Here is a 13,304-nt window from a genome sequence, read left to right as displayed (position 1 = left end):
TGTAAGAAGTTTATTTCACCGGATCACTGGTCGGCTTGGCAATGATCGCCTTCAATTCGCTGGTCATGGGGAATTCCAGGTTCAAGCCCTTGGGTGGGATCGGCTTCTGGAACCAGCGATCATAGATCGCGTTGATCTCGCCTGACTTGTACAAATCCGCGAGAGTCGCATTGACCAGCGCGAGGAACCGCGGGAAGGCTTCGCCGTGGTCCTTGGCGCTGATGACGAACATGTCGACCTGGTTGTTCTGGTTGTAGCTTTTGAGGAAGCGCTCGTTGGTGGTGCCTGCCGTGGTCACCACGTTCTTGCCGCGCAGATCGGCGAAGCTGCGGATGCCGCTGTCCTTGGCCGTCAGCAACTGGCCCTTTACGTAAATGAAGCCGTAGGAAAACGCCACTTGCTTCTGGCGCTCGGCGGTCACGCCGGTGGAGCCGCACTCCAAGTCCACAGTGCCGTTTTGCACCAGGGGAATGCGGGTTTGGGAAGTCACCAGGTTGTACTTCACGTTCAGTTGCGGCAGCGCCAGTTGCTGTTTGATGCGCTCGACCACCTTGTTCGCTAGTTCCACCGAATAACCCATCGGCTTGCCGCTGTTATCTGCGATATAGGAAAACGGCACCGAAGCATCGCGATAGCCCAGGGTGATGCTGTGGCTGCTGGCGATCTTGTCCAGCGTGCCAACCGGGGGCGGCTCGTTGGCGAAAACCTGGGAGCCGAGCAGCAGGCTCAGGGTGCAGCCGATCAACGTGATTTTTTGCATTGTTATTCTCCGTTGCGGTAGGTCAGGCGGCGCGGGGCGTGAGGCCCTGCATGTCGATAGAAGGCGTGCGATGGCGGATCAGTTCGCTGAGCAAACGACCGCTGCCGCAGGCCAGGGTAAATCCCAAGGCGCCATGGCCGAGGTTGAGCCACAGGTTGCGATAACCCGTGGCGCCGATCAGCGGCACGCCGCTGGGCGTGGCCGGACGCATGCCCGCCCACTCGACGGCGCGTTCGTAATCGCCGACCAGCGGGAACGTTTCCATGGCCTGACGCCGGATCAGGGCCAGGCGTCTGGGGTCTGGCGCTGGGTCGAAGCCGACAATGTCCACCATCGCCGCCACTCGCAGTTGTTCACCGATGCGAGCGTAGACGACCTTGCGGTCATAGTCGGTGATGCTCAGTTCAGGCGCGCGGTGTCGCGCATCGATCGGCACCGTCAGGCTGTAGCCCTTGAGCGGGTACAACGGCATTCGCATCCCTGGCAATGCAAGCGCTGCGCTGCGGTGCCCGGCGGCGATGACCAAGTGCTCCACTTCCAGGCGTCGCTCGCCCAGGTCGACCGCTTGCACCGCCCCGTTGGCATGATGGATACCCGTCACGGCGCGCCCCAACATGAATTCGCAGCGCCCTGACGCCCGCAGTCGCGCCGCCAGTTGCAGGCAAAAACCGTGGCAATCGGCGACTTCCTCATCCGGCGTGTAGATCGCCCCCGCCCACGACACGCCAGCCAAGGCAGGCTCCAGGCCAGCGCATTCGGTTGGGCCCAGCACGTGCTGATGAACGTGATCGGTCACTCGCTGGCGTGCGTGTTGAAAATGGCCGGCACTGCGAAACGTCACCAACTTGCCGTTGCGCCGCCACTCGAAGCCGTCGAGACGGTCTTCTTCACGCCAGGTCTGGAGCGTCGCCTGGCTCAACAATGCCAGGCGCAAAAGGTGCGCGCCGTTGCGCCGGTTGATCGAGGTCCGGCATGCGGCAACAAACGCCGCCATCCAGCGCCATTGCGCCGGATCCAGGCGCGGACGCAGCTTGAGCGGCGAATCGCCACGCAACATCCAGCCCAACGCCTGCCACGGCACGCCGGCGTCAGCCAGCGGCGTGACGTAGCGATAGGACAACTGGCCGCCGTTGGCGAAACTGGTTTCGCTGCCCACCTCATTCCGGGCGTCCATCAGCGTGACGTCGATGCCATCGCGAACCAGCGCATAAGCCGTCGCCAACCCGACCACACCGCCACCGATGATGCAGACCCGCTCAGCCATGTCCATCTCACACCCGTTTCGAATGGACCGAGATTAGAACCAGGTGACAGCCCTCGAACAATGAATAAAGATGGGCCTCCTATAAGCAAAGGTTATGGGCTTGTCATGCGCCTTCGTCATATCGAGGTTTTCCAGGCCATTCGCCAGGCCGGCTCCATCAGCGGCGCCGCCCAGTTGCTGCACGTTTCCCAGCCGGCGGTGACCAAGGTGTTGCAGCATGCCGAGCAGCAACTGGGGTTTGCGCTGTTCTTGCGGGTGCGCGGCAAGTTGCAGGCCACGCCCGAGGCGCTGGAACTGGAACGCGAGGTCGACAAGGTCAGCGAAAGCCTGCAAGGTGTTCGACGCCTGGCCCAGAGCCTGCGCCGCGAGCCGGGGCACAGCCTGCGGATCGGCGCCACGCCGGCCTTGGCCCTGGCATTGTTGCCCGCGGCGGTCCATCAATGGACCCGACGCTATCCGGACATCGTCTGCGAGCTGTCCAGCGCCCATAGCCGCGAACTGACGCAGAACCTGCTGATGCGTGAAATCGACGTCGCCCTGACCTTGCAACCTCCCGACCACCCGGGGCTCAAGGCCCAGCCGCTCGCCAGCGGTGTGTTGGTGGCGCTGGCCCCGCGCGACCATTGGCCCGAAGCGGCAATCGGCAGTCCGATGCCGTTGCAGGAACTGGCCGATGCGCCATTGATCGGCCTGTCCAGCACCGACCCTTTATCCGCTAGGCTGGACGGCTATCTCATATCGGTGGAGCCGCCACCGCGCGTCAACATCGCTGTGCAAACCTATTCTCTGGCCCGGGCCATGGTCGAGTCCGGCGCCGGGCTGGCGGTTATCGACCCCTTCACGGCCTTGGGCGCCTCGAGCACCCGCACGGCCATCCGGCCACTGGCGCCGCCTCTGCCCATTTGCCTTTACGCCGTGACCCGAGCCAACGAGGCTGCGGCGCATACGCTGGGCGCCTTGCTGGAGATTGTTGCCAGCCAGGCCCAGGCGCAGTTGGATCGCCTGTTCGCCACCGCTCAAAGCACATAGAACAGAATTGCCACGAAGTGCAGCAGGCTCCCGGCGATCACGAACAGGTGCCAGATGCCATGGGCATGGCGCAGGCGATGATCGAGGGCGAAAAAAATGATGCCGACGGTGTAGAGCACGCCGCCCGAGGCCAGCCAGGCGAAACCGGTGCTGCCCAGGGCCGCCAGCAACGGCTTGACCGCGATCAATACAATCCAGCCCATCACCGCATAGATGACAATCGACAGGATCCGCGCTTCGGAACGCGGCTTGATCTCCTGCAGGATGCCGATCACGGCCAGTCCCCAGACGATCCCGAACAAGGTCCAGCCCCACGGCCCGCGCAGGGTCACCAGGCAGAACGGCGTATAACTGCCGGCAATCAGCAGATAGATCGAAAAATGATCGACCTTTTGCATGATCTCTTTCCGGCGCCCGCGCACGCTGTGATAAACCGTCGAGGCGCTGTAGAGCACCAGCAAGGTGAACCCATAGATCGCCACGCTGACGATCTTCCAGGGATCGCCGGCCATCCCGGCAATCACCAGCAACCACACCGCGCCGATAACCGCCGCGACCGCCCCCACCAAATGCGTCCAGGCGTTGAGTCGTTCCCCGTGATACATCCAATCCCACCCTACATTCCGAAACAGGTGCCAAGGCTCAGGCTTGGCGCTTTAAAGTGCAATGGTTTGCTTTTTTAAATGGCTACACGGCTTCTTCGGGCACAATCAGGCCATACGAATAAGAGTCCACCCCATGTTGATCGACGAAGAATTGACCCTTAAAAAGCTCGAGGTGTTCCTCGCCTTCATGCGCACCGGCAACCTGGCGCGGGCAGCGGCCGATTTGCAGACCAGCAACGTCAGCGTGCACCGGGCCATTCATTCGCTGGAGAGCGCGCTGCGTTGCCCGCTGTTCAAGCACGAAGGCCGCAACCTCACTCCGCTGGAGAGCGCCTATGTGTTGGAAGAGCGCGCGCAGAAGCTGATCCAGGACGTGGTCGAAAGCGTGCGCCTGACCCGCGAGGCGGCCGGGTTTTCCGCCGAACGCTTCAAACTGGGCTCGCTGTATTCGTTGACGGTCAAGACCGTGCCGCAACTGATCATGGGCCTGAAGATCCGCCGCAGCGAACTCAATATCGACCTGATCATGGGCTCGAACATCGACCTGTTGTACAAGCTCAAGAACATGGAAGTCGATGCGATCCTGGTGTCCCTGGACGACAGCGTCAACGATCCGGACTGCGAGCAAATATCGCTGTTTTCCGATGACATCTTCCTCGCCACGCCGGCCGACTCACCCTTCGCCCAGCGCAGCGACGTCGACCTGGCCGAAGTGCGCAACGAGACGTTCATTACCTTGACGCAGGGCTTTGCCACGCATCAGGACGGCGTGCGGGTGTTCAAGCAGGCAGGGTTCGCGCCGAAGGTGGCGATGCAGGTCAACGACATCTTCACCCTGCTGAGCATGGTCAGCTCCGGGGTCGGTTATGCGTTGCTGCCGGGCAGGATTGCGGCGGTGTATGAGAACCGGGTGAAGCTGATCCCGTTGCAGGAGAAATACCGGTTGCAGCAGCACATCGGCGTGGTCTTCCTGAAGGCCAAGGAGCGTGATCCGAATCTGCTGGCGCTGTTGGCCGAGTGTCGGATGTATGCCAATCGCCAAGCCTGAAACCGAGCCTGTCATGATCGTTCCCACGCTCTGCGTGGGAACGATCACTCAAGCCCTACCCCATTAACCCGCGCATGATCAGAAACAACAACGAAGGCCCAAGCAAGCACCCTAGCGCGGTGTAGAACGCCGCCGTCAGGCAGCCATAGGGCACCAGTTTCGGATCGGTCGCCGCAAGGCCGCCCGCCACGCCGCTGGAAGTGCCCATCAAGCCGCCAAAGATCACTGCGCTGCGCGGATTGTTGAGACCGATATAGGGCGCCACGAAAGGCGTCGCCACCATCACCAGAATGGCCTTGATCAACCCGGCGGCAATCGACAGCGCCATGACTTCGGAACTTGCGCCAATCGCCGCACCGGTGACCGGTCCGACAATGTAGGTTACAGCGCCGGCACCGATGGTGGTCAGGCTCACCACGTCGGTGTAACCAAAGGCCATCGCGACCCCGACCCCGGCGACAAACGAGGTGCCCACCCCGACGAACAGCGCCAGCACACCGACGAGTCCCGCGCGCTTGAGCTCATCGACGCTGACGCCAAATGCCGTGGCGACAATGGCGAAGTCCCGCAGCATGGCGCCGCCGAGCAGACCGATGCCGGAGAGCAGCGGAATATCCACGACACCTTTTTGCCCGCCAGTCATTGCACCACCGATGTACGCGAGCACCAACCCCAGCAAAATTGCAATGGCCGAGCCGTGCAGGCGCCCCTTGGTGAACGTGTCGCTGATCCAGTACGACACCCACATGGTGATGCCGACAATGGCAAAACCACTGATCAGGCCGTAGCCGGTAATCACCTTCATCATCGATTCGTACATGGCGGTCACCCTACGGTTTTCACGGAAACATCGGCTTCAGGCGTCTTGTTGCCGATGCGCACCAGCACCGGAACGAGCGCGAATGCGATGACCACCGCCAAGGTCCCGGCCAGAATCGCCATAGGCCCGCCCTTGAGCGCGCCATAGACGTTTTGCTGCGCCGCCATCGCCACCACGATCGGGATGTAGATAGCGCTCCAGAACTCCACGCCAGCTTCGGACTTGCCCTTGAATAGGCCACGCTTGCTCAGGTAGCTGCCCAAACCTATCAACAGCAGCATCGCTAAACCGACACCGCCGACGTTGGCCGGCACGCCAATCAGCTTGCCCAGCAGCTCACCCACAAAAATACCCGCCAGGGTACAAAAGGCCAGAAACGCCACACCATAGATAATCATTGTCGTCATCCTCAAATTGCATCGTCGAAGTTGTTGTTTTTGTGCTTCGCCAGCTTGAGTCGGTGTCTAGGGTTGGCGGCGTCCCTCCTCATGCAACAGCGCTTGCAGGGTGTCGAGCCGCGCGCCGTCAAACGCCATGACCGTGCCCTGCTCGAATACCCGGCGCGCCAGCCCGGTCAGCACCGCGCCGGGCGGCAACTCGATCTGCAAACGCACCCCGCGCTCGTAGGCGCTTTGCACCGTGCCATGCCAATCGACCACGCGGCACATGTTGAACGCCAGGTCGTCGCGCAAGGCATCGGGCTTGATGATCGGCCGAGCGCGGCTGCCGCTGAGATAGCCCAGTGTTGGCGCTTTCAACGGCACCTCGGCAAACGCCTGGGCCAACGTCCGGGCCGGCGTCTCCAGCAGCGGACAATGGGACGGCACGCTCACCGCCAATCGGCAGGCCTTGCCGGCGCCCTGGCTGCGCGCCTGTTCGGCGACGCGGCGCATGCCTTCATCGCTGCCGGCGATGACTACTTGGTTGTCGGCGTTGATATTGGCCAGGTAGACCGGTGTGGTTTCGCTGTGCACCTGCGCCAGCAAGGCTTGCACCGCCGCGAGATCCAGGCCGATAATCGCCGTCATGCCGTAGCCTTGCGGATACGCCTGCTGCATCAACGCGCCGCGCAGGCTGACCAGTCGCAACGCATCCTCGAACTCCAGCGCGCCAGCCACCACCGCCGCCGGATAGGCACCGATGGACAGTCCCGCCACGTAATCCGGTGCGGGGGTCTGTTCCAACAGTTGACGGGACGCCGCCACGCCTGCGATCAACAGGCACAGCTGCACGGCGCGGGTCGATTGCAGCGCCTGGGCCGTGTCGAGTTGCAGGACATCCTCGCCCAGCACATCACTTGCCTCGTCCAGAATCTGCCGCGACAAACCGTGGAGCATACCCACGCGCTGTGCACCCTGGCCGGGGAAAACGAAAAGGCTGCTCACGCGGCCTGCTCCAAAGCAGGCTGCCACGGGTCGGTTACCAGGCGTGCCTGGACATCATCCTTGAGCAACACCCGTGGCGACGAACCCGCCCATTCCCGTAGGGCGAGCGCACCGCAGGGCGTTTGCAATTGTATGTCCACGGTGCAGACCGAGGCGTCCAATTGCGTCAACAGGTCCTTGGCCTGGAGACGGTCCATGAAGCGCGGCGCCCTCAGGATCAAGTCGAGGTCGCTGCGTTCATGCAGTGCCTCGACGCCCGTGGCGAGCTCGAATCCGGCGCTGCCGCTGACGCCCCAGGTCCAGCGACTGGCATCGAGTAACGGACGCAACTGCGACAAGGCTTTCAAGGCCGGCAGGTCGCGAGGGGACTCAACATGGCAAAGGTCTTCCGGACGCACCCGGCGCTCTATCGCAGCCACAGGCATCGACGCGGCGTAACGCTGTTCACGGGAGCGACCGCGCAGGCCCACCGCAACGTGCCCGGGCGGCGTGACCGCTCGGCGCACCACCACCGGTTGCCCATGGCGCAGTGACTCGACAGCCCAGTCCGGCGCATCCGCCGGCAGCTGTTCCGGGGTCATGCCCCAGAGCAGGTCATGGGCCAGGAACGTCCTCACCACTGCGCCCTCAACAATTGGCGAACGTTGCTGGACGCTGCTCGGTGGGTCGCGCCCAGGCGACTGCCGAGATCCCGAGGCGCCCCGGCCACGTCATTGATCGCCTGTTGCAGGCAATCGGTCACCCGGGCCAGATCCGCCGCCGTCGGTTGCTCGATCTGTTCCACCGACAAGGTTTCCCAGAGCAGGCCCAAGCTGGCAAAACTGTCGATGTCATAGGCCATCGGCGGCACGCTGGCGGCCAAGGCTTCCAGCTCTTCGACACTGCGCAGAGTCACCCGCGCCGCCGAAGCCTTGCCCATGGCGTGCACCATCACGCCCGGGTCGCGCAGGGCGATCAGTCGGTTGGCCTGGTAGCCGTGGGCCAGGAATGCGCCGGACATGGCCTTGCCCACCAGCAAGCCGATCACCGGATGTCCGGCCAATCGTGCGCGGGCGTAGCTGTCCGCCGCACCGGCCAGGGCTTGATGAATGCCCAGGGCCTCTTCGCGCCGACCGTAGGCCTGGCTCGGTACATCGACGATGGCGATCAACGCACGCTTGGCTGCGGTATTGCGGTCGGCTTCGATGGCGTCGTCCACGGCTTTGGCCAGGCCCCAGCCTTCGAGCAAGCCGACTTCGCCGTTGCGCGCCCTTGGGAAACGGTTGTCGGGATCGGCCACCACCGCCAGCAGGCGCACGGTTTGCTCGCCCAGCCTGACATCCGCGACTCTCAACGAAGCGGGCAGACCTTGCACTGCACTGGCGCCGCCACTCAAGGCCTCGAACCAACGCAGCCCCCTCAACGAATACGCACTCATGGGCGTTCTCCCTGATACAACTGGCGAACCGCTGCCGGTTCGATTTGCACATCGGTATCCAAGCGAGCCAGGCGCTGGAGGAACAGCTCGGCCTGAGCGCTGCGGTGCTCGGTGGGCACGCCCAGGTGCAGCAGCTCGGCGACCTGCTGGCGAATCCGTGCCACATCATCGGCGGCATAACGGTCCACCAGTCCGGTGGCGAAACGCTGCTCGCCGCCGGTCAGGCTCCAGATGAACGGCCGGTCGCGAGAGTCGTATTCGTCGAGGCCGGCTTCCTGTTCGATCACTTGAGGACCGTTCAAGCCCAGCCGCGCTTCCTGGGTCACCAGCAAATAGCTGCACAGCCCGGCGGCGATCGACATGCCGCCAAAGCAGCCAACGCTGCCAGCCACCACGCCGACTACCGGTTGGTACTGGCGCAGGTCGACAATCGCCGAATGGATCTCGGCAATCGCCGCGAGCCCGAGGTTGGCTTCCTGTAACCGCACGCCACCGGTTTCCAGCAGCAGCAGGGCGCGGGTGGGCGTGCCATTGCGATTGTCTTCGGCGGCCAACTCCAGCGCACCGGCAATCTTTGCCCCGCCGACTTCGCCAAGGCTGCCGCCCTGGAATGCGCCTTCGATAGCCGCCACAACGACCGGCAAACCATCGAGGGTGCCCTTGGCGATCACCACGCCGTCATCGCTTTGCGGCACCACGCCCTGGCGCAGCAGCCAGGGCGACATGACACGCTGGAACGGGTCGAGCAATTCGCGGAACGTACCCTCATCGAGCAGGGCCTTGGCCCGCTGCCGGGCACCGAGTTCGACGAAGCTATGCTTGTTGAGCAACGCGGCGCTGTCAGTCATGGCCGATCTCCTCGAAGCCTTGTTCCAGGCGCAAGCGCACCACGCCGGGGGTGGCGCCAAAATCGTGGATATCGATGGTCATCGCAGGCGGCGTCTGGCCGTCGAACATGCGCGCGAACAGATGCCGCCAGCGTTGCTCGCTGCCATTGACCGACGTCTGCACTTGAATCGCAAGCGTGCCCGCCAAGCCTGGTTCGATCAGCACTTCCAGGTCGCCCGAGCCGACGCAGCCCACCAGCGCCCGGCCCCGTGGCGGCTGCCCGGCGGGAAATTCAAAGGATAAGGTTTCCATCAGCACACTCCAGGGACGAGGCCATCGCCGCGTTCGAGACGGTCGAGGAACAGGCAGGCGGCGAGCAGGTCGGCGGCGCCGCCGGGCGAGGCATTCAAGGCAATCAGTTGTTGGTCCAGCGCGTGCAATTGGCGGCGACCCGCCAAGGTCGCGCTGCCACCGGCAGCCAGCACGGCTTGGGCGCCTTGTTGCATGGCCTGCAAACCCGCTTCGCCGGCGCGGTAGAGCACGCAGGTGTCGGCCAGGGTGGTCATGATCGCCAGCAAGGCATCGAGACGAGAGTTCTGCTCACCCGCGCCCGCCGCGCGACTGCGCTTGAGTTGCGGCAGGCCCAGGCCGGTGACGGCCGGGAACGCCAGTTGCGCTTGCTCCCGGGCACCGCGCGCACCGTAGCGCTGGGCGACTTGGGCGCCGTGGCTTAACGGTTGGGGCGCATAACGGTCGTTGAGCAAGGCCAGGCGGGCGGCACGTAAAGTGACTGCGCTCGCGACGCTGGATTCAGGTTCCAGCGCCGCCGCCGCCACCAGCAGGCCCAAGGCCCAGATCGCGCCACGGTGGGTATTCACCCCGCCCGTGGTGGTAAGCATCGCGGCTTCACCTTCACGGCCTATCCGACCGAGGGCTTCGCGCAGCGGCAGGCCGATCTCGCCGCAGACCAACGCGGCTTCGGCCATCTCCTTGAAGGCCGGCCACAACGACAATGCCGAAGCGTGCATCAGGCCCAGGTGCAAATCGGTGTGGGCACCGCTGCCGCGACGGTCTACCAGGGCCGGCTTGGGCGACAAGTCGGCTTCGTCGATCAGCGCGTCCACCGCCAGGTCGGCCAAGCGCTCAGCGAGGGATAATGTTTGGGGTTGCAGGTTTAGGGCGCGCATTTACCAGCTCCTGAACTTGGCGGGCGGGTTGTAGAGACCACCGGACCATTCCACCAGGTCAGCGACGCTCTTGGCCGCGAGCAGCTCGCGGGTGGCGTCGGTACGGCGGATGCCGAGGTCTTCGGGCAAGGCAATCAACCCTTCGCGGCGCATGCGCGCGGTGTCTTTCGGGTCATGGCGCAAGCCGATGGCGGTGACCCCGGCCACCGCCGCGATCATCGCCTGGCGCTCTTCCAGGGTGCGGGCCTTGTACAGGTAGGCGATGCCCTCTTCGGTGAGCAGATGGGTGACGTCATCGCCGTAGATCATGATCGGCGCCAGGGGCATGCCGGCTTTCTTTGCCACGTCCACCGCGTCAAGGGTCTCGACGAAAGTGGGTTTGCCGCCCTCCTGGAACGTCTCGACCATCTGCACCACCAGTTTCTTGCCGCGCTCGAGCAACGGCGCCTCGCCATCGCCGTGGCGCATGTCGAGCCACGCCGGTGTACCGTGACGGCGACCGCGCGGGTCATGGCCCATGTTTGGCGCTCCGCCGAAACCGGCCAAGCGGCCACGGGTCACGGTGGAGGAATGGCCGTCGCCGTCCACTTGCAAGGTAGCGCCGATGAACAGGTCCACCGCGTACTGCCCAGCCAATTGGCAGACCATCCGATTGGAACGCAGCGAGCCGTCGTGGCCGGTGAAGAACACATCAGGGCGGGCGGCGATGTAGTTTTCCATGCCCAACTCGGTGCCGAAGCAATGCACGCTTTCGACCCAACCGCTTTCGATGGCCGGGATCAAGGTTGGGTGTGGATTGAGGGTCCAGTTGCGGCAGATCTTGCCCTTCAGGCCCAGGGATTCGCCGTAGGTCGGCAAGATCAATTCGATGGCGGCGGTGTTGAAACCGATGCCGTGATTGAGGGACTGGACGTTGTGTTTTTCGTAGATTCCACGGATCGCCATCATCGCCATCAGCACATGCACAGGCTTGATATGGCGTGGGTCGCGGGTGAACAACGGTTCGATGTAGAACGGTTTGTCGGCCACCACCACGAAATCCACCCAGGACGCCGGGATATCGACTCGCGGCAAATCGCTGACATCGTCTACCAACTGATTGACCTGGACGATAACAATGCCGTCGCTGAAGGCCGCCGGTTCGATCAACGCCGGCGTGTCTTCCGTGCTGGGGCCGGTGTAGATATTGCCGGCACGGTCGGCCATGAAACCGGCTGACAGCACGACATTGGGAATCAGGTCCACCACCAGCCGGGCATACAATTCGATGTAGGTATGGATCGCACCGATTTCCAGCAGGCCGTCTTCCAGCAACTGGCTGATGCGCAGGCTCTGGGTACCGGCGAAAGAAAAATCGAGCTTGCGGGCGATGCCGCGTTCGAACAGGTCCAGGTGCTCGGAACGACCAACGCTGGGCATGATCATGTGCAGGTCATGCAGCGTGCCCGGGTCGGCCTTGGCCAGGGAGCGCGAGAGGAAATCCGCCTGCTTCTGGTTATTGCCCTCCAGCACCACACGGTCGCCCGGCAGGATCAACGCCTCCAGCGCCGCGACGATCTTGTCGGTGGGCAACACCACACCGTCGGCCAGCCCCTTCACCAGCCCGAGGCGCCGCTGCTTTTCGCTGCGCCGCCGCGTCCAGCGCGAGTCGGGGGATATTGTTGTTGTCATGATCACTCCACGGTTTCGCTGTCGTGGGGGTCACATTAGGAGGGTTGGGGCGAGGGTATCAATCAAGCTGGGTGGCGGATCGTTACGGTTGGAGTAATGGTTGAATGCCAAAGCGGCGGACAATGCTTTGTGGCGAGGGAGCTTGCTCCCGCGCGGCTGCGCAGCAGTCGTCGCTTTTGGGGCCGCTTCGGGCTGGAGCGCCAGCCCGGCCCAGCGGGAGCAAGCTCCCTCGCCACGGATATCAAGTCTTGGCCATCAATTGCCGGACCCGTTCGAGCAGTTCTGCTGCGCTCTCAATCAGTTGGGTGAGGAGTGCATGGTCTTCGTCCATATAACCCTCGTACTCGGCAAGGTTACGCCGCTCATGACACAACGCGAATAACCGGACCTGTACTTTGCCGATGTCCGCCGTGTGAAAATCAGGCACTGGAAGACCAGATAGCGCTTGTCCGACCGATAACCGCGCAAGCGTAGCGCCGTGAGCGCCAAGGCATGGGCCGCGTTGTATGCCAGGTCGAAACGGCTGGCGAAAGAAAGGGCAGTTGTTTGGGCATCCTTCAAGCGATCCACGGCTGAACGCATCAGGCCTTCGCATTCCTGACGATCCGATGGTTCGGCTTTCAGGCCGCCGCTATGTAACAAATTCTCCAGGTTTTGGTGCTTGTCCATCCTTGGTTTCCAAAGGGTCTTCACCCAGCAAATTGATCTTGTCCTGTTGCGCTACCCGCACCACAAAGCTGTTGCCGGCCGCAAATTTTGCTGCCCAGTCCTGAGGCGTGTAGAGCGTTGGGTTTAGCGGGCGACCCAGTTGTTCTTCCAGAGGTAAGAGCCGCTCCATCACTTCACTGTAGTGCAGGCCCTCGCCAATCAGCATGAGGTCTATGTCGCTGGATGTGTTCGCTTGGCCCTTGGCGACAGAGCCATACACGAACGCCCAGCGCAGTTGTCCTGAAAAAGGCTCCAATGCCTGGCGCAACGGTTCGGCGATACCGATGGTTTTGCGCACGATGCCTAGCAGCTCAGCGTAAATCGGGCAGCGTGGGTTGGCTTGATAATGGGTTTGATTGCCCAGACGAGTCATGGTGAGCACGCCTGAGCGTTGCAGGCGTTCCAGCTCCCGCATGAGGCTGCCTTTGCCTATTTGAGCCCAGCGAGCAATTTCGTTGGTGTAGAAGCTTTGATCCGGCTTACCGAACAACAAACCTAAGACCCGGCGCTGAGTGGCCGTGAACAGCGCATCGCTGAGAGGAAGGTGATTCATAGAGGCAACCTATAGTCCCAAAAAGGGAA

Annotated in this window: 15 protein-coding genes and 1 pseudogene; 2 read left to right on the top strand and 14 right to left on the bottom strand. The window is 63.0% G+C overall.

Features of this window, described 5'->3' with window-relative positions; all coding sequences use genetic code 11:
• Positions 1-10: 10 nt before the first annotated feature.
• Together J3P82_RS02060 and J3P82_RS02055 are read right to left on the bottom strand one after the other, a co-directional pair.
• Positions 11-760 carry a transporter substrate-binding domain-containing protein gene (locus tag J3P82_RS02060; protein ID WP_434560342.1) on the bottom strand — a complete coding sequence of 250 codons (750 nt, stop codon included), beginning with the start codon at positions 758-760 and terminating at the stop codon, positions 11-13.
• A gap of 22 nt (positions 761-782) precedes the next feature.
• Complete coding sequence (locus tag J3P82_RS02055; protein WP_434560340.1) at positions 783-2,024, bottom strand: D-amino acid dehydrogenase; 1,242 nt, start codon at positions 2,022-2,024, stop codon at positions 783-785.
• A 105-nt stretch (positions 2,025-2,129) separates the two neighbouring features.
• Here J3P82_RS02055 and J3P82_RS02050 point away from each other — a divergent pair, with 105 nt between their 5' ends.
• The gene (locus J3P82_RS02050; RefSeq protein WP_434560338.1) at positions 2,130-3,053 is read left to right on the top strand and encodes a LysR family transcriptional regulator; all 924 of its coding nucleotides are present in this window, start codon (positions 2,130-2,132) and stop codon (positions 3,051-3,053) included.
• On the opposite strand, the gene trhA is transcribed toward J3P82_RS02050, so the two are convergent.
• Positions 3,041-3,658 carry a PAQR family membrane homeostasis protein TrhA gene (gene trhA / locus J3P82_RS02045; protein WP_434560336.1) on the bottom strand — a complete coding sequence of 206 codons (618 nt, stop codon included), beginning with the start codon at positions 3,656-3,658 and terminating at the stop codon, positions 3,041-3,043. The genes J3P82_RS02050 and trhA overlap by 13 nt on opposite strands.
• A gap of 133 nt (positions 3,659-3,791) precedes the next feature.
• On the opposite strand from trhA, the gene J3P82_RS02040 reads away from it, so the two are divergent.
• Positions 3,792-4,706 carry a LysR family transcriptional regulator gene (locus tag J3P82_RS02040; RefSeq protein ID WP_434560334.1) on the top strand — a complete coding sequence of 305 codons (915 nt, stop codon included), beginning with the start codon at positions 3,792-3,794 and terminating at the stop codon, positions 4,704-4,706.
• A gap of 55 nt (positions 4,707-4,761) precedes the next feature.
• Here J3P82_RS02040 and madM read toward each other — a convergent pair whose 3' ends face one another.
• The 11 genes and pseudogenes from madM to J3P82_RS01985 form a co-directional block, all read right to left on the bottom strand.
• Entirely contained in the window at positions 4,762-5,526 is a 765-nt protein-coding gene (gene madM, locus J3P82_RS02035; RefSeq protein WP_434560332.1) for a malonate transporter subunit MadM, read from the bottom strand.
• Between the two features lie 5 nt (positions 5,527-5,531).
• Positions 5,532-5,924, bottom strand: a complete 393-nt coding sequence (madL, locus tag J3P82_RS02030; RefSeq protein WP_434560330.1) for a malonate transporter subunit MadL — start codon at positions 5,922-5,924, stop codon at positions 5,532-5,534.
• A 66-nt stretch (positions 5,925-5,990) separates the two neighbouring features.
• The gene (mdcH, locus tag J3P82_RS02025; protein WP_434560328.1) at positions 5,991-6,911 is read right to left on the bottom strand and encodes a malonate decarboxylase subunit epsilon; all 921 of its coding nucleotides are present in this window, start codon (positions 6,909-6,911) and stop codon (positions 5,991-5,993) included.
• Positions 6,908-7,531 carry a malonate decarboxylase holo-ACP synthase gene (locus J3P82_RS02020; protein WP_434560326.1) on the bottom strand — a complete coding sequence of 208 codons (624 nt, stop codon included), beginning with the start codon at positions 7,529-7,531 and terminating at the stop codon, positions 6,908-6,910. Before J3P82_RS02020 ends, mdcH begins: the two co-directional genes overlap by 4 nt.
• Positions 7,525-8,328, bottom strand: a complete 804-nt coding sequence (gene mdcE / locus J3P82_RS02015) for a biotin-independent malonate decarboxylase subunit gamma (RefSeq protein WP_434560324.1) — start codon at positions 8,326-8,328, stop codon at positions 7,525-7,527. Before mdcE ends, J3P82_RS02020 begins: the two co-directional genes overlap by 7 nt.
• Positions 8,325-9,176 (bottom strand): biotin-independent malonate decarboxylase subunit beta, encoded by an 852-nt coding sequence (locus J3P82_RS02010; RefSeq protein ID WP_434560322.1) that lies wholly within the window; start codon positions 9,174-9,176, stop codon positions 8,325-8,327. Before J3P82_RS02010 ends, mdcE begins: the two co-directional genes overlap by 4 nt.
• Positions 9,169-9,468: a malonate decarboxylase subunit delta gene (locus J3P82_RS02005; protein WP_434560320.1), complete on the bottom strand. Its 300-nt coding sequence runs from the start codon at positions 9,466-9,468 to the stop codon at positions 9,169-9,171. Before J3P82_RS02005 ends, J3P82_RS02010 begins: the two co-directional genes overlap by 8 nt.
• Positions 9,468-10,343 carry a triphosphoribosyl-dephospho-CoA synthase gene (locus J3P82_RS02000; RefSeq protein ID WP_434560318.1) on the bottom strand — a complete coding sequence of 292 codons (876 nt, stop codon included), beginning with the start codon at positions 10,341-10,343 and terminating at the stop codon, positions 9,468-9,470. The genes J3P82_RS02005 and J3P82_RS02000 overlap by 1 nt, the downstream gene beginning before the upstream one ends.
• Positions 10,344-12,014: a malonate decarboxylase subunit alpha gene (gene mdcA, locus J3P82_RS01995; RefSeq protein WP_434560316.1), complete on the bottom strand. Its 1,671-nt coding sequence runs from the start codon at positions 12,012-12,014 to the stop codon at positions 10,344-10,346.
• Between the two features lie 241 nt (positions 12,015-12,255).
• Positions 12,256-12,683 (bottom strand): annotated as a pseudogene (locus J3P82_RS01990) (hypothetical protein).
• Positions 12,646-13,275, bottom strand: a complete 630-nt coding sequence (locus tag J3P82_RS01985; RefSeq protein ID WP_434560314.1) for a nucleotidyltransferase domain-containing protein — start codon at positions 13,273-13,275, stop codon at positions 12,646-12,648. The pseudogene J3P82_RS01990 and the gene J3P82_RS01985 overlap by 38 nt, the downstream one beginning before the upstream one ends.
• Between the last annotated feature and the right edge of the window lie 29 nt (positions 13,276-13,304).

The sequence above is a fragment of the Pseudomonas sp. Z4-20 genome (assembly GCF_051131955.1).
GTDB classification, from domain to species: Bacteria; Pseudomonadota; Gammaproteobacteria; order Pseudomonadales; family Pseudomonadaceae; genus Aquipseudomonas; species Aquipseudomonas marvdashtae.
Note: the sequence above shows the minus strand (reverse complement) of the source record. Positions and strands in the feature narration are given on the sequence as shown.